The organism is Limosilactobacillus avistercoris (genome assembly GCF_014836425.1).
Lineage (GTDB): Bacteria > Bacillota > Bacilli > Lactobacillales > Lactobacillaceae > Limosilactobacillus > Limosilactobacillus agrestimuris.
The window spans coordinates 1-21,196 of sequence record NZ_JACSQW010000005.1 but is presented as its reverse complement, the minus strand read 5'-3'; the positions used below and the strand labels follow the sequence as shown (position 1 = coordinate 21,196).

The window sequence follows — 21,196 nt, the reverse complement described above, 5'->3', positions numbered from 1 at the left end:
TCAACGATTGATTAGTCTACCAGATTTTAATTTTTTCGTAAGCTTTTTTTTCGAATTATATGGTAGAATTGCTTTTAGCTGTTTAAATAGAGGAGGAAATTTCGTGGATCAAAAGACAAAGACAGTTTATTTTTGTGCTGGATGGTTTACGGATAAGCAGAATAAAGCTTACCAAAACGCAATGAATGCTATTAAAGAAAATCCTACTGTTGATGTAGAGAATTCTTACATTCCCTTAGATCACCAATACAAAGGCTTACGAGTAGATGAGCATCCTGAATTACTAGAAGATCGTGAATGGGCAACCGCCACCTATAATGGTGATCGTGTTGGGGTTTCAACAAGTGATCTATTATTAGCTATCTACATTCCGAACGAAGAAGATGTTGGAATGGGTGTTGAGCTTGGAATGGCTTCAGCACTTGGTAAGCACATCCTTGTTGTTATTCCTGATGAAGATTGGGGAAAGCCAATTAATCTTATGAGTTGGGGAATTGGCGACCAATTTATTAAAATGTCTGAATTAGCAACCTTTGATTTTAATAAACCAACATTTAATTTCTATGATGGGGCAGTTTACTAGTTCAATCTAATTATAATAAAAACTAGGATCCTTTGAATAATTCAGGGGATCCTAGTTTTTTACATCCTTAGTTTACATAATATTGTTTCAGGTATTAACTTAAAAATTGTTTCTCAATTTCATAAAGTAAACCATCATGATTATTATCCTTGCTAGTAATTTGATCCGCGACTTGTTTTAGATCAGTCGTCGCATTCTTCATTGCAAAACCAATCCCACTTTCTTGAATCATCTCAAGATCATTACTTGTATCACCAAACGCCACTACATCCTTAAGAGTCTTATTAGGAAAATGGTGAATTAGTTCTTTTAATCCCACAGCCTTATTTACACCATATGGTAAGATATCAATTCCATACGCACCACTATAGGTTGCCTGGAGTTGCATGGGAAAAGTTTGGTTAATCTCTTTAATTACTTGATGAATCAACTCTAATTCAGGTCGACGCTTAAACCAATTCAAGTTAACGTTATATACTGGTTCAGTAATCTGATCTAAGGATATAAAGTATCGATGGTGAGGATAGAAAGGTACAGGAACATCTTTAAATTGATTATCAATAAAGGTATTGGATGCTCCAGAAAGTGAAAAAAGATCTGGTTGGTAATTCTTTCTAGATAAAAAAGTCATCAGTTTCTGTAGGGTAGAGTGTGAATGAACATGACTAATTACATCTTTACCATTAATTACAATTCGTCCACCATTTTCAGCAACAAAGGTATTTACTGGACAATCCTTAAAAATGGTTTGCACCGCATCGTAGCTATTACCGGTTGCTACAATTAAGAGGATCCTTCTATTAAATAGTGCTTGATAGTCTTGATTAAATCGTTGAATATCAAAATGATCATGATCATCATATAGTGTCCCATCAATATCAATCGCAATAAATTTTTGTGGTATCATACTATTCTCCTTCGATTAAGTAGGATTTTATCTAATATTTTATAATCACTACTTACTATTTTACTAGAAAAGGATTAAAATAGTTTACGTAAGGCGCCCTTAGTGTAATGGATAGCACATGAGATTTCGGTCCTCATGATCCGAGTTCGACTCTCGGGGGGCGCATTTTTGGTAATTTTAACTAATTATAAAAAGATAGAGTGTTTTATTAGTTATCGTTAAAAGAGTCCTTCTTGTTAATCAAGAGAGGCTTTTTATTTTTAGCATAATCTTATTACTAAACATTCTTATTATTGTAGTAACTACAAAAGCATTTTTCTCGACATTCTTCTATATAATATGGTTACCTATAATATATAGAAGGAATTGTTAATCGAGGAGGGGAATCATAATGGATCAAGAAAAGAAACAAGCTGCTTTAGCAAAGCTTACACCAACACAGTATGCGGTAACTCAAGAAGCAGCGACTGAACGCCCTTTTACAGGTAAATATGATCACTTTGATCAACCGGGAATTTATGTTGATGTGGTCAGTGGTGAGCCACTGTTCTCATCTTTAGATAAGTACGATGCAGGGTGCGGTTGGCCATCATTTACTAAGCCGATTAAAAAACGAGCAGTTAAAGAAAAACGTGACCAATCTTTTGGAATGGAGCGAACTGAGGTCAGAAGTAAAGATGGTGATTCGCATCTTGGACACGTCTTTACTGATGGTCCAATAGAACGTGGGGGACTACGGTATTGTATTAACTCTGCAGCATTAAAGTTTATTCCTGCTGAACAATTAACAGCGCAAGGGTATGGAGAATACCAATCACTTTTTCAATAAAATCGTTTATAATTAAATTAACGATAATATAAGGAGTGATCGGGATGAAACTAACTGGGATTAAAGAAGTTGCAAATATCGGCGCTGGAACAATGGGTCATGCAATTGCACTTCAATTTGCAATGAACGGTTATCAAGTCAACGTTTATGATCGAGAAGAAGAAGGGCTACAACGAGGTCAAAAGTTAATTCAACATGATCTTCAAACTTTTGTTAAGGCCGGGGTGATTGATGAAAATCCAGAGCAAGTTCTGTCTCGACTTACTTATACAACTGATCTTAAAACTGCTTGTCAAAACGCAAACTTTGTAATTGAATCAATCGTTGAAAATGAGAAGATTAAAAAGTCTGTCTGGTCGGAGATTGAAAAGATTGTTAGTGAATCAGCTATCTTAGCAACTAATACCTCCGGCTTAAGTCCAACAGCTCTTCAAAGTGTTCTTCAATATCCCGAACGATTTGTTGTTGCTCACTTTTGGAACCCTGCTCAATTAATGCCATTAGTTGAGGTTGTTCCTGGCGAGAAAACGAACCAAGAAACGGTTGATACTACAGTGGAACTAATGAACAAGATCGGGAAGCATGCTGTTCCGCTTAAAAAGGAAGCTCTTGGGTTTGTAGGAAACCGAATCCAATTAGCAGTTCTTCGTGAGGCATTCCATATCATTAATCAAGGAATCGCAAGTCCCGAAGCAGTCGATGATATTATTAAATACAGTTTAGGTCGTCGATGGAATTTAGTTGGACCTGTTGCAAGTGCTGACCTTGGTGGCTTGGACGTCTTTAAGAATATTAGTTCATACTTATACGCAGATTTAGCTAACGAAACAGGTACCGATCCGGCACTTGCCAAAAAAGTTTCTCAAAATAAATTAGGATTAAAAACTGGTAAGGGATTTTATGATTGGCAGGGAGATACTGGCAAAGAGATCGTAAAAAAACGTGATCAAAAACTTCTCGAACAACTTAAAACTGATCAAAAATAACTCTCAATAAATAATTAGCTCTCAGGCAAAATTAAATGGACAACTACATGTCTAACTGATTTTCATTTCGTCTGAGAGCTAATTTTGATTTTAAACCATTATTTGAACCCATAAACTGATTTTAGAGGGTAATTTACAACATTAGAAGCGTTATTTGTATATTATAACACTTCGTAAACGTTGATTTATCAGCATCCAATTTTTAACAATTTCTTGGATATGTTATAATAGTGTATTATCTATAAATAACATTTATCTAAAATAACCGAAATCAGGTGTAATTTTGAAGCAATTAGTACTACCAATCAAAGATTCAAACATATTATCTGAAGTTCAGGATACATTACTAAATAATTTTAAAGCTGGGAGAAGAAACTACACAATTTTTCAAGTTGGCAAAGCAACCTTATTACGGGTCAGTGATGTTTTACGTTTGAAACAATCAGATGTTTTTGATGATTATGGTGCAATCCGCGAGCACGCCTTTATTAAGGATAAGAAAACTGGGAAGCCAAATACGCTATACCTAAAACCTGTTGTCAGTGATCTTGCAATGTATCAACAATGGTTAAAGCGTAAACGGTATGAAGGAACAACTGAATGGCTTTTTCCGTCTATTACGCGACCACAAAAACACATCGATGAACGTCAATTCTACAATGTAATGCACCGTGTTGGTGAATTACTTGATATTAATTATCTTGGGACACATACGATGAGAAAAACGGGTGCGTATCGTGTTTACGTTCAAAGCAACTATAATATCGGTTTGGTAATGAGACTGCTGAATCATTCAAGCGAAGCAATGACGTTAGCGTATTTAGGACTGGATCAAATCAGTCGTGAGCAAATGCTTGATCAGATTGATTTTGGATAATTTCGTTTCATATTAATTATGTGATGTTTGTATTTAATATAGTGATATTAAGAAATCGATTCATCGTTAAATTAAATATAGTAACTAAATTTAAGAAAAGCAGTTATTCAATTGTTAATTTTGAATAGCTGCTTTTTATTGATCAAATACGTTATATAGGTAATTTAGGGGACTTTTTCATTTTTTGTGTCATTAAAACTATAATTTTAATGACAGGTTGAGAAAAGAAAAGAGAAGCCCTCTTTTCCTTTCTCAAGATCTAGTCTTGTTGTTCTTTTGCAGCTAACTTTGTTTTATTTAATTGCATTAATAAAATCTTTCCAGTCTCATGATTCCGGTAATGATATTGATTTTTTAAGGATGGATTTTGCCAAAGACTCTTAAGGATTTTTTCAATATTTATATTTTCAGCAATCGTATTTAACAGAAGTGCTAAATCCTTGACTTGCCGGCGATCTTTCCTTGATCTTTGTAACTGCCTTGCAAATTGAACGGTATCTAGTTGTTCGACATCGGTTACTTCAACCGTATGTAAATAATCCTGTAAAATACCATTATCATATGCTTTTAGCGCCTGGTTAACCTTAACTTGCTGCGATAATGCCATTGTTAAATACTTAAATGCTTCATAGACTTTTTGAGCATTATATTGTTCTAGATCAATTTCTGGGATTATTGTTTGGTCATTAGTATTATCAATTATCGGAATGTTATTATCTGCCTTAAAATGAATTGTTAATTGTTCGGTTAATTGAGTAAGGAGCATTAATATTAGTGCACTATTTACAGAATCTGGATTTCCTTCAATTGGGACAAGTCCCTTTTTAAATTCTTCATTTGGCCAAACTGCTTTACCGGTTTTCAGGTTAATTACATAATTACTTAAGGGATTCCATCCTGGATATTTATTCCAAATTTTCTTGTTTAAACGAATAGAATTAGCAGTCGTACTTGCTTTGTCTAGCTCTTTCCACCGCCGAATATTCTCATCGGTTAAATCTTTAATAAATTTGCTCTTAGATGTGCTAAAGAAGAAACGCCCCTCTTTTGTATCAATGGCAATTGCATAGTACTTACCATTGCTTAGCTTAATTGGGCAACTATAATCACTATCTTTTATCTGAGAATTACTAGCTGTAGAAGATATTTCAACACTTGAATAGTTATCCTTTTCTACATCATAGGCATAGAAACGTTCGGTATTTTTACTAGTAAATAAATTCGGATAGTCACTTACTATTTTAGGCAAAGTAGCCGTTAATTCAGTAATATTTCCCCATTGGTAATGCTTTTCTTTCTTACGTGTAAAATGAAATTCTGTCGTCCAATAATTATTATTGCCTTTAATAGATTTATATACTAATTCAACACTCACTTCTCCATCACCCTTTCTAGAACATCTGTTCGCAATATGATTTTATCAAATATTGCGTTAGGTGAGTAGTAGTATTCAAAAAAATTCCCCCTCCCCCTCACCTTTTTTAAAAAAAGTCTTTACTAACTAGTAAAGTGTTTGATATAATACTTTGTGTTGTGCGATACAACCCGTCAACGGGAAATAGCTCAGCTTGGTAGAGCACCTGGTTTGGGACCAGGGGGTCGCAGGTTCGAATCCTGTTTTCCCGATAATTATTAAAAGTCACCTCGATTGGGGTGGCTTTTTTCTTTATAATAAAATAGCAGAATAAAAATCTGGAGTGGATATGATGGAATCAGATAAATACTTAAAACTAATTCAAGAGGAACTACAGCGTCTTCCTAAATACGTTAATGATTATTATTTAGGTACCAACCATGCTGTTACAACGACTTATCAATATTTAACAGAGATTCGTCGCTTCTTTGAATGGCTCCGACAAAGTGGTCTCAGTGAAGCTAAAACTAATTTAGCTATTTCAACCACAGAACTATCAAAGCTCCGCCGCAGCGATATTATGTTGTATATTGATCACCTTCGCCACACAACTAATTCTCAAGGGCACCTAAACTCACCAACATCAATTAATCGGTCAATCAACGCCCTTCGTTCTCTTTTTAAGTATTTAACTGTAACAGCAGATGTTAATGATGGTGAACCATACTTTTACCGGAATGTTATGCTTAAGATTGACTCATTAAATGATACGAAAACACTAAATTACCGTGCTCATACTCTTGCATCGCATATGTATCGTGGACAAATGAAGTTTGATTTTATTGAATTTATCGAAAATAAGTATCCTAAGATGTGTGATAAACGTGCTCTTCCAGCATATAAGGAAAATGCTGAACGGGATATCGCTATTATCACATTGATTCTTGGGACAGGTGTTCGGGTTTCAGAAGCTGCCAATATTGATCTAGGCGATCTTAACCTAAAGCAAAGTCTCCTCGATGTTGTTCGAAAAGGTGGGCAAAAAGATTCAGTACCAATTGCACCATGGGCAATTCAATATATCAAAAATTACCTAGAAATCCGAGCAAAACGTTATCACGCCTTAAAAAAAGATACTGCCCTTTTCTTAACTGTGTATCACGGTGAAACCCGACGAATGACAGCAAATGCAATCGAAAAAATGGTCAAAAAGTATTCAACTGCCTTTGGTCACCCATTAACACCACATAAACTGCGCCACACCCTTGCTTCTGAAATGTACAACGTTACAAAGGATCAAGTTTTAGTTGCCCAACAACTTGGTCAAAAAGGGACCTCTGCAACCGACCTTTATACCCACGTTGACCAAAAGAAACAACGAGAAGCGCTTGATGAAATTAGTAATCATCCAGAAAAGTAAGGAAGATGTTGGCGGCCTATGAAAAGACTGCTAAAATAGAGTTTGAATATAATAAACTAAAGGCTTAGGTGAGATTTAAAAGATGAATGGATTAATGAGTTCATATTGGTTTCAACTGATTGTTATCATTTTGATTTTATTGCTAGCGGCCCTTTTTACGCTGCTTGAATACTCTGTTGTTAAGGTTCGACCGAGCGAACTAAAAGAACTCCGTCAAACGAAAAAGGTTAAGCGCGCCGAACACATGGTTAATAACCTAAACGAATACCTCTCTACGGCTCAAGTTGGGGTTACAATGACGTCACTGGTATTAGGGTGGATTGGTGATGAATTTATTACCAACCTCCTATTGAAAATCACGGTCATTCCGGATGATGTTCGTGAAGTAATTGCCCCTATTTGTGGTGTCTTAATCTTTACATTCTTCCATGCTGTATTTACCGATTTAGTTCCAAAGAATATGGCAATTGACCGTCCAGTTCCGATTCTAATGGCAATTGTTCACCCAATTCAATTTTTCCACACAATCTTCTACCCATTCGTATGGTTATTTGCGGTTGTAGCCGCCCAAATTACTAAGTTACTTGGGTATAACGTTCAACCAGAAGAAGATACTTATTCTCAAAATGAAATTATGACCCTTTCCCAGCAGTCAGAAAAAGCCGGTGAAATGGACAAAGAAGATGTTATCTTCATGCAACGGGCTTTTGAGATGAATGATAAAGTTGCTGAGGACATCATGATTGACCGAACTCAATTAGCTGTTATTGACATTACTGCATCGATTGCGGATGCTGCACAATTATACTTTGAAAAGAAATTTACCCGGTTCCCAGTCGTTGCAAACAACGATAAGGATCACATCCTTGGATATATCTTTGCTTATGACATTATGCGGCAAAACCAAATCAATCCTCAGCAATCAATTCGGACAATTATGCGGAAGATTCCAATTGTTTACGAAAATGAACAAATTACCAAGGTCCTCCAAGAAATGATTAAAAAGCAGGTTCCAATTGTTGTTGTTCAGGATGAATATGGTGGTACCTCAGGAATCATTACTGACAAGGATATTTACGAAGAGCTCTTTGGAACTGTTGGTGAAGAAATTGACCATGCAACTTCTGATATGATTGAAAAGAAGGATCCTGATAGTAAAGGGAACCCAACATATGAAGTTTCAGGTAAAATGCCTCTCGATGACTTTGAACGGTATTTCCATACCAAGATCGACCAATTTGAAAACTCAGAAGTAACAACCCTTACTGGTTTCTTCCTTGAGCGTCAGTATGACCTAAAAGTTGGTCAACCAATTAGAGTCGACAACTTCTCCTTCATTCCACTAGATTTACAAAACGCTTACGTAAATAAATTTAAGGTAATTTACATTAAACCAAAGAAAAATAAAGACCAATCTAAACAAGATGACAAATAATTAATTATAGGAAATAAAGTTGCAGTTAATAGTAAGAGGCTAGAAAAATCAATTGATTTTTCTAGCCTCTTTATTAATTTTATTTACTTTTTCGTTGCCATAAAAACTTAATCAATGCTTGATCAACTTGCTTGTTATCATGAAGCTTTGAATGTTGAGCATTTTTACCAGTTACTTTTAATTCAGTATAAGACTTAGCACGAGATGCGACTAAGTACTGAAGTGACCGTGATGAAGCATTAGTAACTCGACCATCTGTATGGTTCCCAATATCACCATAGATATTAAGAACAGCAACTTGTCCCTTTGGATAATCTTTTCGAGCAGCTGTCATCTGCTTATATGTTGCATTCATATGGTTAGGCTTCCCAGCAAAATTCAACTTCATTCCCGCAGGTTGCGCAATGTCTTCAGGAATACCATCAAACGTTAATCCACCAAAATGGCCGGCGATATCAACTTGCTTTTCAAGCTTTGGCATATCCTTGTTTTGCCCATTGCGAAGCATGTAGTAAATAATCGAAATATTACCTAGTGAATGACCAACCATGTTTATCTTATTGATTCCATAACGTTCCTTAAGCATCTTAACGACATTAGTTGCATATTCTCCATGTTTGTTAAAGTCTAGTTGTCGATTATTTTCATAGTTAACTTCAACGATTGGGTTAATAGCGCCACGATGCATATTACCATGAAGAGTAACTTTACCATTATTAGTAACATCTGCCCGAATAATCGTATTTGTTACTCCAGCACGTTTAACTGCATTAACCATTCCCGTTTCAGCCCGATAACTACTTCCACCGCCATGGAAAAAGAGCGTTGCAGTAGTTGAATGAACAAAGCGATTGTTTTTCTGAGTATGATAAACTGCCCCACCAATAATTGCTGCTAAGACAACAAGAACTACAAGAGCCGTTCCAACTGAACTTTTCTTCATTACTCTATATTACCTCTCTTCATAAATGCGGAGCTTAGAAGTTTTGCCTGAACAGTTTCAAGTTGATCGGCATTATCATTAATATGCTTGTTAACGAGCCGTTCATTTGCTTGTATATCCAATACCAAAAAATCATGGATCGTTGAAACTTTCACTCCTGCATGACGAAGGTGCTGAATTGTCATCGTAATTGCTAATTCTTCAACCTTTGCAGCTGATAAAGACGCTGGAGCAACTTCAACAACTCCTTGATAATAGCCAGTCATAAATACTTTATTCATCAGTCAACACCTCCCTATTATTTCTAACTTTAATTATATGCTTCATTTTCAGGAGCAACAAGAAAAGTATACCGTCGTGTTTACACTGAAGCAAAATTATGTAAACTAGGTTTGGCATTCATGATATTTTAAGATTCTAAATAGCTCATTTACTAATCTGATATGCGAGAATACTATTCTCCGTTAACCCAAGGCGCTCCCCTTTGTTGCTAACTGACCGTCTGTAGTAGAAACAGGTGCAACATCAGCTTTTCCCTGGTCCATAATCTTATATAGTAAGTTAACGTCATAATACTTTAACGACTTCCAATGATATTTACCATATGACTTATCCATTGCTGGCATTGTATCAGCCCGCTTTTCAAATTCACCTTGGGAGGCAAAACGTAATTTATGGGCTTGCTTTTGCAAATCACTAAGGTTATTAACATAGTACTTCTTAGCAACCTTAGTCGGCATCCCCACACCTTGTCGGTTATCGCCTGGAGCATAATTAAAAGTTGTTAACCCATCCTTTTTAATACCATTCCGGGCAATCTTAGCCATTTGTGCTGCGGATTTTCCTTGACCATTTTTCTTCAAATAGCTTTGACAATCGTCCCTGTATATTCAGGATAAACATCAACTTGCCCCTTTTGCGCGGCCTTAAAAATAACTTATTGGAAATATTGGGCTTTCTGGTGACTTTATAGCCATCGTGTTCGAGTGCTAGAGCCCCGTTTTACTTTCTGAAACGTTTTTTGAACCAACAATAATCGGCTTACTATTAGCCCTTACAACTAACGGAATCATCATTCCTGCAACCAATATTGCAACTCCTGTAAGCGAAGAGATGACCAATTGCTTAAACTTCACTTTTATCCTTCTATATATTATTTTAAAGAACTACAACATGCTTACCGCTAAACGTTCCTGACTCTAAATTTGCCTGGGCTTGACCGACTTCATTCAATCCGTGATAAACCTTAGCAATCGGTACGGTTAGCTTCTTTGCCTCAATTAATTGCAGAATTACGTAACAGTCAAGATTTTTCAGGATTTAAAATGAAAAAGAGGCTGGCTAGTTCACCAACCTCCAATCATTTAATTAGATTAATTCCTCATACAAAGGAGTTAATCCATTAATTGCTTCTAAAATAAAATCTTCCATATTGTTAACTTGATCCCGATTACGAAAAGTAAACTTGCCAAGAAGGAAACTCGTTTCTTGTGCTTCGGCATTAAATGATGCCTGTTGTTGACTATTAGTTAGGTAGTCCTTTAATGGCATATGATCGTCAAATTCCATCTCATCTTTATTCCATAAGTACCAATTGTTCAGATCTATTGTCTTTGCCCAAGTTGGTACTTTCTTTAATAAGCGATTATATTCTTCTGGTGTTCCTTGACGCTGCTCACTCTTGTAGTGTTGAAACATCAGATAAACTTGCAGTTGCTTTTTATCAAGCATCACACCAATACAGGGATTATAATCTACCAACTCGTTTAACCGATACGATGCCCAATAATGGTCCCGAAGATTCCAACCATTGGTCCAACTTTCAACATGAACTTTTGCAAATTTGCCAACTAGTAATTGACTAGCAACGTTCTGATTAACCTGCTTCCACTTTTGCCAAACTTTCTTAAATTCAGCTTTTAATTGTTCAACTTCTGCTGATGCATAATTCTCTTTAATTTTCTTAAATGAAAATTCTGGTTGGTCAAAGATTGCAAACATTTCCTCGGTTAATGCTGTCATCTTCACTCAGTCCTTTTTATTCAAGGATAACATATGCTGGTTATTATAATTTGCCAGCATATACGGGGAAAGCATCGGCATCCCCATAATCCAATGGCTTTACTCGCCGTAAGAGGTCCATATCTTCTTCAGAGATTTCAAAATCAATCTCCATATTCTCTTTCATATGTTGTGGATTAGTAGTTTTCGGGAAGACAATCATTCCTAGTTGCCAGTTATAGCGAATACATAACTGTGGTACAGAAACATGGTACTTTTTAGCCATCTTTTCAATTAATAGTACTGCTGTTCTTAATGATGTTTTTTAAGTCAGATTGATTAAAGTTAGAAACGCCAATTGTCCGAATCTTTCCTTCACTTACTGCATCTTCCATTGACCGCCAAGCAGCTAAATTCCCCTCTAAATAACGATTATCAGATTGGTTAACTTCTTTCCATGGTTGTGGGCTATGAATGATCATCATGTCAATATAATCAAGGCTCATCTTTTTAAGAGTTTCATCAATTGATTCTTTTGTTGTCGCGTAATCTTTATGCTCAGCGGCCACTTTAGAAGTAACGAAAACCTGTTTGCGAGTAACGCTGGCAGTCCGTACACCTTCACCAACACCACGCTCATTACCATAAGCTTGTGCTGTATCAATATGTCGGTAACCGAGTTTAATTGCTGCTCGAACCGCGTCAGCAGCTTCATTATCATCAATCATCCAAGTTCCTAGGGCAAACCGAGGAATTTTTACACCACTGTTTAAGGTAATGGTTTCATCTAAAATCATTTTAACCTGTCCTTTCCTTTGATAATCCGCTTGTTGTAAATTATTGTCGTTTCTTTCTAAAGGAATGTAAAACATAATGCCTTATAAAAGGAAATTTAAATTCTGACAATCCCCTACTTTTTCCAAAGGAAATTAATCAAGAGAAGGTTTACTTGCGAGTTATTATGTAAACTACTATGTTGGGCTTTTTTACCATGAATTTCAACTTCATGATATGACTTTGCTCGTCCAGCAACTAAATACTTTAACGATTTGGCTGAATTAACAGGAACGTCTTCATCTGAATGACTACCATCACCATAAATATTAAGGACTGCAGTATTACTTGGTACCCCAATTATTATCTCTTCACAGTCAAAGTATCAGGATACTTTACGTGCCTGGTTGGAAGTAAAATTAATCAAGACAAATCACTAGGTCTGCTTTGTCATTCACTTTTTGCATTAATATCTACTTAATATTGGTATTTCATCTTTTCTTCATCTGGCCTTATAGTAATGATAAGAAAGGAATTTATCTTAGAAAGGATGATTTTTAATGGTTAAAAAACAAACTGCTGGTCGCGATCAGCTGGGTGACTTTGCACCAAAATTTGCTGAATTAAATGATGATGTCCTCTTCGGGCAAGTTTGGTCCCGAGAGAAAGAATTAAGTCCCCGTGACCGGAGTCTAATCACCGTAACTGCCTTAATTGCTAAAGGATCCTTCGAACAGCTCCCTTATCATATGCAAACTGCTAAAAATAATGGTATTACAAAAGACGAAATCGCCGAAGTGATTACCCATCTTGCCTTTTATTTAGGCTGGCCGAATGCCTGGTCAGCATTCAACGTTGCGAAAAAAGTCTGGGATGACTAGAAAAAGCTAGAAAATGACCACCTATCCTGTGGTTATTTTCTAGCTTTTTCTTTATTAAATTTACGGATTAGATGGTTTTCTTTAACTAAGACTGTTAAAATCATTGTGGAAAGCGCTTTACAGAAGTGAAAATGCGTTTCTTAATTTCGAGCAAAAAAGGACAGTGACAGCTATGGCAGAACCATTATTTTTAAAACCTGTTTTTCATGAAAAGATTTGGGGTGGTCGACGGTTAGCAGAAGACTTTAATTACGATATTCCAGACGGAACAATTGGTGAGTGTTGGGCGATTTCTGGACATCCCCATGGTCCAAATATGATCGAAAATGGTGAATTTAAGGGACAATTACTCCCTAATGTTTATGCCCAGCATCCAGAACTATTTGGAAATCCAAAGTCAAAAGTTTTCCCACTATTAACCAAAATCCTCGACGCCGAAGCTAGTCTGTCAGTTCAAGTTCATCCAGATAATGCTTACGCTGAAGAACACGAGCACGAGCTTGGTAAGACTGAATGCTGGTACATTATTCATGCTGATCAGGGTGCCTACCTTACTTATGGTCATACTGCAAAGACACGGGATGAACTTAAAGAAATGATCGAACACCACGAGTGGGAGAAGCTTTTTGATAAAAAGCCGGTTAAAACTGGCGACTTTGTTTACGTTCCTTCTGGGACAATTCATGCCTTGAATAAGGGAATTGTTGCTCTTGAAACCCAACAAAGTTCTGACACTACTTACCGGATTTACGACTATGATCGAGTCGATAAGAAAACTGGAAAGAAACGTGCCCTTCATTTAAAGCAATCAATCGATGTCACAACTGTCCCGTTTAAAGAGCCCGAATTACATATTCAGTCGGAAATAATTGATAATTCTAAAGTTACCACCCTTATTACCCAACCTGATTCTCCATTCTTTAGCGTTTATAAGTGGGAGGTAAATAGAGAATTAATCAGGAAACATGAGCATGGCCCATATACCCTAATGTCAGTCATTAATGGTGAAGGAACCTTAACTGCAGATGGAAAAACTTACCAATTAAAGAAGGGAATCCACCTTCTCATGCCAGCAACTATTAATGAATGGAAATTGGATGGTAAAATGCTGATTATCGCTTCAGAATCAGTAGAATAAACAAAAGGAAAAAACGAGTTAACAAAGGTAGGAATAACAAATTCACTATTTTGCTAACTCGTTTTTTAGTTATTTCTGATTATCTAACTAAACTAATCGCTTAACTTATCGTAGTAATTGTCATCAACTGGTTCTAACCACTCACTAGTCCCTTTAGTAATTGCAATGTGAGAAAACCAACTATCCTTAGTAGCCCCATGCCAATGCTTCACACCTTCATGAATAGCTACTATATCTCCGGGCTTTAATAATTGAGCTGGCTTTCCTTCTTCCTGGTACCAGCCTTCACCAGCAGTACACATAATAATTTGAAAACCGTCATGATGGATATGCCAATTATTCCGACATCCTGGTTCAAAATTAACGTTTGCCACGTTGATATCAATATTATCATCAGGCGATACTAACCCGTTCAAGTAGCTTGTTCCAATAAAGTACTTAGCAAAAGCAACATTTTTATCTCCAAAGCCAAACATATCATTTTTAACCGCTTCTTCATTCTTTGCCATAGTTTAAACTCCTCCTTGATGTAAGTATTTTGATTAACTATAGCTTACAAGAAAAGTAACAGTATGTATAATGCTTATTATAACTAAGGAATCATTCACTAATTGAATTACAATTTTCGTAACCATGAAGCCAGAGAAGCTGGACTATACTGTGGAGTGCCATGGGTCAACACATGATAACCATGAGCAACATTTAATTTACCAGCATGCGCAATAAAATCCTTCTGGTATTTTCTAGAATCACTCCAGCCAGTACTAAATGGCACTACTTTACCTTGGTAATGAGACATCATTTGTAAAAGTTTCAAAATCGGGGATGACACTTTACCATCCCAAACTGGTCCACCAATTAAAATTGTATCGTAATAGTGAAGATCCGGGATTTTAGTCGTAATTGGAGGTAATTTACCAGCCTTATTATCACGTTTAAAAACTTGATCCGTTTCTTCCATATCTTCAGGAAAATAGTTTTGCGGGACTTGTAAACGAAGAATGTCCGCTCCTGTTTGTCGATGAATTGAACTAGCAAGCTTCGCGGTATCACCAAATTGAGAATAATATAAGATTAATACTTTTCGCGACATTAATGTTCTTCCTTTCTATAGATCAAGCTTTCTTAATTTACGTTATTATAATTTTAGCTTAAAATAGTTTTGTCTATCTATTAACTAAATTGAGAGATAAATATGGATACTAGAGTAATCAAGTACTTCTTAACTGTAGCACAAACAAACAATATTACCCGTGCTGCTCAACAACTTCATATTACACAGCCGACCCTTTCCCGCCAAATAATCGAACTTGAAAAGGAACTCGGTGTGACACTTTTTGATCGTCAACAACGACGGATGACCCTTACTAATGAGGGAGCCCTTTTTCAACAACGTGCTTCGACAATCCTCTCATTAGTTAACCAAACTAAACAAGAATTACAAAATACCGAAGAAGAACTAACTGGAGTAATCAACATTGGGTGCGTTGTTTCAAAGGTATCTAAACTCATAATGAAAATTATAAGTAACTTTCAGAAAAAGTATCCAAATGTTAAATTTAATCTTTATGATGGTAATGGTGATCTCTTACGTCAACGCCTAGATTCGGGATTAGAGGATTTTGCTGCCCTGATTGAGCCTGTAGAGGCAGCAAAGTATAATTTTATTGTTTTGCCAGTTCGCGAACGTTGGGGATTAATTGTTAAAAGTTCTGATCCATTAGCTAAGAAAAAATCAATCACCAAAGATGACCTTTATAAATTACCACTAATTGTCCCTACCCGTAACATTGTCCGCGATGAAATTAGCGATGTCCTTAAACTCGACCAAACAAAATTAAATATCATGGCAACCAATAATCTACCAAGTAATGCTTACGAGCTTCTTAAAACTAGCAACTACTGCTTGTTGGGAATTGAAGGAATTGTTGATTCATTTCATGATCCAAAATTAACCTTTATTCCTTTTTCCCCGCATAAAGAAACAGGCCATGTCCTTGCCTGGCGAAAAAATACTGTAATCACCCCAGTAATGGAAAAATTTCTTCAAGAGTTTGCTACTCTAGCGAAAAACCAATAAAAGATTGAATTTTTAACCATTATCGACTTACAATAACCTAGTAATAATATTAAGGAGTGAAAGTAATGCTATATAATGCAGCGTTAGTCCTTGAAAGTGGCGCATTTCGCGGTCAATATACTGCGGGAGTATGCGACATGCTTCTTGCTAACCACATCGAATTTAGCAGCGTAATTGGTATTTCAGCTGGTTCACTTAATGGTGTTAATTTTGTCGCTAAACAATATGACCGAGCAGCAAACATTAACCACTGTCATGATCATGATTATATTTCAATGGCGCGATTATTCCAAAAAAGGTAATTAATATGAATTACCTTTTTGAAGATCACGGCCTTTCTTGGCGAAATTTTGATGAGCGAGCTTACATTAGATTTGCCTCCCACTTCACCGCTGTTGCTACTAGACTTCAGGATGGGAAAAAGGCCTTGTTTTGCAGATTATACTGGTGAAAAGCTAACTCAAGCGCTAATTGCTTCTTGTTCAATGCCATTTATGATGGATCCAGCACCAACACCAGATGGTCTTTGTTTAGATGGAGGAATTGCTGATTCAATTCCATTTGATGTTGCTCAGGAGCAAGGCTACGATAAAATCGTGGTTGTCCGTACTCGCGACGTTAGTTACCGGAAAAAGCCTTCTAGCCGTCCTGTCTGACAACTATACCGTCGCTATTTCAAGGATTATCCCCAATTCGCTGAAGCTGGAATTCGTCGTCCAGAAGTCTATAATCAACAAATTGCCCAAATTGAACGCCTTGAACAAACTGGTCAGATCTTTAATATTGCCCCTCAACACCCAGTTAAAGTAAGCCGGGTTGAAGGGAACGTTAAAAAGATTCGTCAATTATACGAAACAGGTCAACGGGAAGCCAAGCAAATATTGCCAAAATTAATTGACTACCTTAATGCTTAAAAGCGCTTTCTGTGTTATTATAAAATTATGTTAATAAGCAGCATTAGGGGTGTCTGTTTGCCAGACTGAGATGTATTTAGATATACGGACCCTTGAACCTGTTAAGCTAGTACTTGCGAAGGAAATGCTAACTCAATATATAAAAAATAATGGAGCTGTTAGTTAACAATTAACTAGTAGCTCCATTTTTTAGGACGTGAGATTTTGACTAAATTACAGCTAAAACTATTAGATCAAGTTCGTCAGCAAAACCCGGTTGTGCTGACAATCCCTAATATGGTAACTCCAGATAAAGTTGCTGATGGGTTGAGTGCGATTGGTGCTTCACCAATCATGTCTTTAGCACCCCAAGAAGCAGCAGAAATGGTGAAATTAGCCAATGCGATTACGATTAACCTAGGAACCATTCACGAAGAGCAAGCTAACGAGATTACAACTATCCTCAAAAATAATCAAGATCAAAAACCAGTGGTGCTTGATCCGGTTGCAATCGGTGCGAGTCATTACCGATTAGCTTTTGCAAAACAACTATTACAAGATCATCACTTTACTGTTATTCGGGGAAATGCTGGTGAAATTGCTGCATTAGCGAATGTTAACTGGCATTCACGTGGAATTGACAGTGGCAGTGGACAAGCGGATCTTCTCGAGATTGCTAAAACGGTTGCTAATAAATATCACTGTATTGTCGTCCTTACTGGTAAAACAGATATTATTACAGACGGCGATAATACTTTTATTAATCAGCTTTCTACTGGTTATTTTGTAACTAATGTGGGGAGCGGTGATATTCTTTCTAGTGTTATTGCTGCTTATCTCGGTGTAAGCAAGGATTATTATACAGCTGCCTGCACTGCAACTACAGTTTTTGCTGCCACGGGAGTCAAAGCTGCTAGAGAGTCAAACGGTTTTGGCCAATGGCAAGTCAAATTCCGGGATGAGCTAGCATCAATTAAATCCAGCGAAGTTCTCTCAGTATTATAAAAAATAAAGGAGTTACTAATAATGACAAATGATTTCCCTCAAGCTTTAACAATTGCTGGTACTGATTCTGGAGGCGGTGCCGGAATTTCTGCTGATTTCAAAGCCATGCAAATGCGCGGTGTCTTTGCCACAATGGTTGTTGTCGCGGTAACAGCGCAAAATACCCTTGGCGTTCAGGATGCCCTAGCAATGCCACCAAAATTAATTGATGAACAGTTTTCCTCTCTAGCTGCTGATTTTAATATCCGCGCCTGCAAAACAGGAATGCTGGCGGATTCCCTTCGTGTTAAAACCGTTGTCAACAACCTCAAGCAATATGATTTCGGTCCACTAACGGTAGATCCCGTGATGATTGCTAAAGGTGGTGCTAAACTTTTAAGCGAGGATGCGATTAGTGTGGTTCGTGAACAATTATTGCCACTTGCCGATTTGATTACCCCTAACCTTCCAGAAGCTGAAGAATTAGCTCAAATGAAGATCACAACAGAAGCTGAAATGGAAGCTGCTGGACATCGTCTTCAATCAATGGGAGCAAAGAACGTCCTGGTTAAGGGAGGTCATTTTTCAAATGATGATGAAGCAAATGACTTTGTATTATTAGAGAATGGTCACTCGTTTTGGATGACTGCCAAACGAAAGCAAACTCAGAATACTCATGGTACCGGTGATACTATTTCTTCCTGTATCACTGCTGAACTCGCTAAGGGCAAATCAATGGAAGACGCCCTCAAAATTGGAAAGGCCTATGTTGAAGCTACGATTAAGCAAGGCATTAATGTTGGTCACGGTCATGGCCCGCTAAACCATTGGGCAAAAATAAGGAGCGATAATAATGAACTTTAATCCAAAAATGTTACAAATATACCTTGTCGGCGGAACTCAAGATACCCACCACGATTCCTACGAATTCCTCGCTAAAGTAGAAGAAGCGATGCAAGCTGGAATTACTGCATTTCAATATCGAGAAAAAGACAGTTCAACCATGACTGCCGATGCACGACTAGTCATGGCAAGACGCCTAGTCGAAATGGGAAACCGCTACTCAATCCCTGTTTTGATTGATGATGATGTTCAAATGGCATTGCGTGTTGGTGCTGATGGTGTTCATGTTGGCCAGGATGATGAGAAGATTGAACAGGTAATTAAAGAAGCAGCTGGCAAGTTAATTATCGGCTACTCATGTAATACGGCTGCTGAAGTTGAAAAAGCAAATCAATTATCTGCCATTGACTACCTCGGTTGTGGTCCGGTCTTTGAAACCACGTCAAAGGTCGATGCGGATCCTGTCTTGGGCCTCACTAAACTTAAAGAACTAAATAAATTGAGTACCCATCCCCTAGTTGCAATTGGCGGCCTTTCTTTAGAGAACATTCCAGAAGTTTTAAAAACTGGTGTAGCTGGTTTATCAATGATCTCCCTCGTTTTGAATAGTAAAAACATTACGGAAACCATCGAAAAAATTAAGACATTGGTAAAGTAATTAGTATTTGATCGTAAAATTAACGACTATTAATTAAGACTAGTAGCGCCTATAATGAAAGCGTAACCATTTAAAAGAAGGTGTTTGCAATGTTTTTTATCGATACCAGCAGAAACGGCAAACCAGTTCATGATGCTCTGGTAAACCAATCATTAGACAACTATCTAATTAATGATCTGAGGCTAAAAGGTCATGGCTTAATTTGTTATATTAACCAGCCATCCGTCATTATTGGCGTTAACCAAAACGCTTATGCCGAAATTGACTTACCCTATCTCAAAGAGCACCAAATCGAATTAGTTCGTCGGTCAAGTGGTGGCGGTGCCGTTTACCATGATTTTGGCAATTTAGTATTCGAAAATATTGTTGTTGGCGATACTAGTAAATTCGGTGACTTTCACGCAATTGGCGATCCGATTGTTGACGCTTTGCATGATCTCGGTATTAGTTCAGCTGAAGTCAGTGGTCGGAATGATATGACAATTGATGGCAAAAAATTTTCAGGAATGGCGATCGTTAAGGGCGACAATTCGTATGCTGCTGGTGGGACCGTAATGTTTGACCTTAATATGCAGAATGCTAATGAAGTACTTACCCCAGAACAAGATAAATTAGCTTCTAAGGGCGTTAAATCAGTGAATGCTCGAGTTACTAACATCAAGCCCTACCTGCCTGAGAAGTACCAGCATTGGACAACCGAAGACTTTAAGGAATACTTGCTTTGTCACATGTTTGGGGTCGATTCGATGGATCAGGTAGAAACCTACCACCTTACTGATCACGATTGGTCAATTATTGACTCTCGACTAGATAAGCAATACCGAACTGACTCATGGAATTACGGTCATAATCCTGGATTTGATAACTATGTTTCTAAACATTTCCCAATTGGGACAGTTTCTTTTAATTTTAATGAAAGCAATGGTGTTATTACTGCCATTAAAATTTATGGCGATTTCTTTACGACCGGAGACCCGGCTATTATTGAACATAATTTAAACGGAACTAAGTTAGATTCTTCGTCCTTAATTTCATCGCTAAAACAATCCAACCTTGAAGCTAACCTTGGTCAAATTTCACCCGAGGAACTAGCAGACTTAATTCTGAGTAGGAAGTGAGTTAAAATGTTACAACAATTTTTTGCCTGGATAAAGTCCTTGTTTAGCAAATCATCACCTATTCACCATGAAGATAATGGCTTATGGTGGCAACAAACTGGTACCATTGTTAAAGTTGGCTTAAGTACAGAGATAATCAAGGAGCTTGCTACCATTACCTTTTTAGATACGCCGCGAATTGGCGAAAAAGTTACTACTGACTCACAGCTGATTGACATCGAAGGCGGTAAAGCAGTCGAAACGTTCAAATCGCCAGTTAACGGGATCATTAGCCGAATTGCAAGTAATTATCAAAGCGATCCTGCTAGTCTTACTGGAAAAGCAAACCCCACCCTATTAGAAATTAAAATCAAATAATAACTCGTAGCTCAAAAAGGGTGTAATAGAAGCAGAAATTTCATTCTGCCTTTATTACGGCTCTACAATATCTGGTGTTGATATAGAAATTTCACTTTCTATACCAATACCAGATTTTTACGTTTAAACTAAAAA

General features: G+C 37.0%; 22 protein-coding genes, 2 tRNA genes, 4 pseudogenes and 1 riboswitch. Of the genes and pseudogenes, 17 read left to right on the top strand and 11 right to left on the bottom strand.

Features of this window, described 5'->3' with window-relative positions; genetic code table 11:
* Window positions 1-103: 103 nt before the first annotated feature.
* Window positions 104-583, top strand: a complete 480-nt coding sequence (locus H9564_RS02850) for a nucleoside 2-deoxyribosyltransferase (RefSeq protein WP_191684033.1) — start codon at window positions 104-106, stop codon at window positions 581-583.
* A 94-nt stretch (window positions 584-677) separates the two neighbouring features.
* On the opposite strand, the gene H9564_RS02845 is transcribed toward H9564_RS02850, so the two are convergent.
* Window positions 678-1,490: an HAD-IIB family hydrolase gene (locus H9564_RS02845; protein ID WP_191684032.1), complete on the bottom strand. Its 813-nt coding sequence runs from the start codon at window positions 1,488-1,490 to the stop codon at window positions 678-680.
* A gap of 93 nt (window positions 1,491-1,583) precedes the next feature.
* Here H9564_RS02845 and H9564_RS02840 point away from each other — a divergent pair.
* The 4 genes from H9564_RS02840 to H9564_RS02825 all read left to right on the top strand — a co-directional run bounded on the left by H9564_RS02840 (window position 1,584) and on the right by H9564_RS02825 (window position 4,182).
* Window positions 1,584-1,655, top strand: a tRNA-Arg gene (locus H9564_RS02840).
* A 226-nt stretch (window positions 1,656-1,881) separates the two neighbouring features.
* A complete protein-coding gene (gene msrB, locus H9564_RS02835) occupies window positions 1,882-2,319 on the top strand; it encodes a peptide-methionine (R)-S-oxide reductase MsrB (RefSeq protein ID WP_191684031.1) in 438 nt (145 codons plus the stop codon).
* 44 nt (window positions 2,320-2,363) lie between these two features.
* Entirely contained in the window at window positions 2,364-3,305 is a 942-nt protein-coding gene (locus tag H9564_RS02830; RefSeq protein ID WP_191684030.1) for a 3-hydroxyacyl-CoA dehydrogenase family protein, read from the top strand.
* 283 nt (window positions 3,306-3,588) lie between these two features.
* Window positions 3,589-4,182: a site-specific integrase gene (locus H9564_RS02825; RefSeq protein ID WP_191684029.1), complete on the top strand. Its 594-nt coding sequence runs from the start codon at window positions 3,589-3,591 to the stop codon at window positions 4,180-4,182.
* Between the two features lie 259 nt (window positions 4,183-4,441).
* Here H9564_RS02825 and H9564_RS02820 read toward each other — a convergent pair whose 3' ends face one another.
* On the bottom strand, window positions 4,442-5,557 hold the full coding sequence (locus H9564_RS02820) for a hypothetical protein (protein WP_191684028.1): 1,116 nt from the start codon (window positions 5,555-5,557) through the stop codon (window positions 4,442-4,444).
* A gap of 177 nt (window positions 5,558-5,734) precedes the next feature.
* On the opposite strand from H9564_RS02820, the gene H9564_RS02815 reads away from it, so the two are divergent.
* The 3 genes from H9564_RS02815 (at window position 5,735) to H9564_RS02805 (ending at window position 8,391) form a co-directional block, all read left to right on the top strand.
* A tRNA-Pro gene (locus H9564_RS02815) sits at window positions 5,735-5,808 on the top strand.
* Window positions 5,809-5,888: 80 nt separating this feature from the next.
* On the top strand, window positions 5,889-6,956 hold the full coding sequence (xerS, locus tag H9564_RS02810) for a tyrosine recombinase XerS (RefSeq protein WP_191684027.1): 1,068 nt from the start codon (window positions 5,889-5,891) through the stop codon (window positions 6,954-6,956).
* 82 nt (window positions 6,957-7,038) lie between these two features.
* Window positions 7,039-8,391: a hemolysin family protein gene (locus H9564_RS02805; protein WP_191684026.1), complete on the top strand. Its 1,353-nt coding sequence runs from the start codon at window positions 7,039-7,041 to the stop codon at window positions 8,389-8,391.
* 79 nt (window positions 8,392-8,470) lie between these two features.
* Here H9564_RS02805 and H9564_RS02800 read toward each other — a convergent pair whose 3' ends face one another.
* The 7 genes and pseudogenes from H9564_RS02800 to H9564_RS02770 all read right to left on the bottom strand — a co-directional run.
* Entirely contained in the window at window positions 8,471-9,334 is an 864-nt protein-coding gene (locus tag H9564_RS02800; protein ID WP_191684025.1) for an alpha/beta hydrolase, read from the bottom strand.
* On the bottom strand, window positions 9,334-9,615 hold the full coding sequence (locus H9564_RS02795; RefSeq protein WP_191684024.1) for a hypothetical protein: 282 nt from the start codon (window positions 9,613-9,615) through the stop codon (window positions 9,334-9,336). Before H9564_RS02795 ends, H9564_RS02800 begins: the two co-directional genes overlap by 1 nt.
* Before the next feature lie 204 nt (window positions 9,616-9,819).
* Window positions 9,820-10,470, bottom strand: a pseudogene (locus H9564_RS02790) (glycine betaine ABC transporter substrate-binding protein); the annotation flags it as partial.
* A 22-nt stretch (window positions 10,471-10,492) separates the two neighbouring features.
* A complete protein-coding gene (locus tag H9564_RS02785) occupies window positions 10,493-10,615 on the bottom strand; it encodes a hypothetical protein (protein WP_318241065.1) in 123 nt (40 codons plus the stop codon).
* 87 nt (window positions 10,616-10,702) lie between these two features.
* Window positions 10,703-11,356, bottom strand: coding sequence for a glucose-6-phosphate 1-dehydrogenase family protein (locus tag H9564_RS02780; protein ID WP_191684023.1), 654 nt, complete (start codon window positions 11,354-11,356; stop codon window positions 10,703-10,705).
* A 43-nt stretch (window positions 11,357-11,399) separates the two neighbouring features.
* Window positions 11,400-12,132 (bottom strand): annotated as a pseudogene (locus tag H9564_RS02775) (aldo/keto reductase).
* Window positions 12,133-12,245: 113 nt separating this feature from the next.
* Window positions 12,246-12,461, bottom strand: a pseudogene (locus H9564_RS02770) (alpha/beta hydrolase); the annotation flags it as partial.
* Between the two features lie 208 nt (window positions 12,462-12,669).
* Between H9564_RS02770 and H9564_RS02765 the strand changes: the two are divergent.
* Entirely contained in the window at window positions 12,670-12,990 is a 321-nt protein-coding gene (locus H9564_RS02765; protein WP_191684022.1) for a carboxymuconolactone decarboxylase family protein, read from the top strand.
* Window positions 12,991-13,162: 172 nt separating this feature from the next.
* On the top strand, window positions 13,163-14,128 hold the full coding sequence (gene manA, locus H9564_RS02760; protein ID WP_191684021.1) for a mannose-6-phosphate isomerase, class I: 966 nt from the start codon (window positions 13,163-13,165) through the stop codon (window positions 14,126-14,128).
* A 92-nt stretch (window positions 14,129-14,220) separates the two neighbouring features.
* On the opposite strand, the gene H9564_RS02755 is transcribed toward manA, so the two are convergent.
* Entirely contained in the window at window positions 14,221-14,637 is a 417-nt protein-coding gene (locus tag H9564_RS02755; RefSeq protein WP_191684020.1) for a cupin domain-containing protein, read from the bottom strand.
* 107 nt (window positions 14,638-14,744) lie between these two features.
* Entirely contained in the window at window positions 14,745-15,221 is a 477-nt protein-coding gene (locus tag H9564_RS02750; protein WP_191684019.1) for a flavodoxin family protein, read from the bottom strand.
* A gap of 102 nt (window positions 15,222-15,323) precedes the next feature.
* On the opposite strand from H9564_RS02750, the gene H9564_RS02745 reads away from it, so the two are divergent.
* The 7 genes and pseudogenes from H9564_RS02745 (at window position 15,324) to H9564_RS02715 (ending at window position 21,061) form a co-directional block, all read left to right on the top strand.
* The gene (locus H9564_RS02745; protein WP_191684018.1) at window positions 15,324-16,208 is read left to right on the top strand and encodes a LysR family transcriptional regulator; all 885 of its coding nucleotides are present in this window, start codon (window positions 15,324-15,326) and stop codon (window positions 16,206-16,208) included.
* Window positions 16,209-16,273: 65 nt separating this feature from the next.
* Window positions 16,274-17,122 (top strand): annotated as a pseudogene (locus H9564_RS02740) (patatin-like phospholipase family protein).
* A 35-nt stretch (window positions 17,123-17,157) separates the two neighbouring features.
* Window positions 17,158-17,262, top strand: a riboswitch (TPP riboswitch).
* A 64-nt stretch (window positions 17,263-17,326) separates the two neighbouring features.
* Window positions 17,327-18,106 carry a hydroxyethylthiazole kinase gene (gene thiM, locus H9564_RS02735; RefSeq protein WP_225209522.1) on the top strand — a complete coding sequence of 260 codons (780 nt, stop codon included), beginning with the start codon at window positions 17,327-17,329 and terminating at the stop codon, window positions 18,104-18,106.
* Between the two features lie 21 nt (window positions 18,107-18,127).
* Window positions 18,128-18,949: a bifunctional hydroxymethylpyrimidine kinase/phosphomethylpyrimidine kinase gene (gene thiD / locus H9564_RS02730; protein ID WP_191684017.1), complete on the top strand. Its 822-nt coding sequence runs from the start codon at window positions 18,128-18,130 to the stop codon at window positions 18,947-18,949.
* Window positions 18,939-19,586 carry a thiamine phosphate synthase gene (gene thiE, locus H9564_RS02725; protein WP_098044849.1) on the top strand — a complete coding sequence of 216 codons (648 nt, stop codon included), beginning with the start codon at window positions 18,939-18,941 and terminating at the stop codon, window positions 19,584-19,586. The genes thiD and thiE overlap by 11 nt, the downstream gene beginning before the upstream one ends.
* An 89-nt stretch (window positions 19,587-19,675) precedes the next feature.
* The gene (locus tag H9564_RS02720; RefSeq protein ID WP_191684016.1) at window positions 19,676-20,704 is read left to right on the top strand and encodes a lipoate--protein ligase; all 1,029 of its coding nucleotides are present in this window, start codon (window positions 19,676-19,678) and stop codon (window positions 20,702-20,704) included.
* Window positions 20,705-20,710: 6 nt separating this feature from the next.
* Window positions 20,711-21,061, top strand: coding sequence for a hypothetical protein (locus H9564_RS02715; protein WP_191684015.1), 351 nt, complete (start codon window positions 20,711-20,713; stop codon window positions 21,059-21,061).
* Window positions 21,062-21,196: the final 135 nt, after the last annotated feature.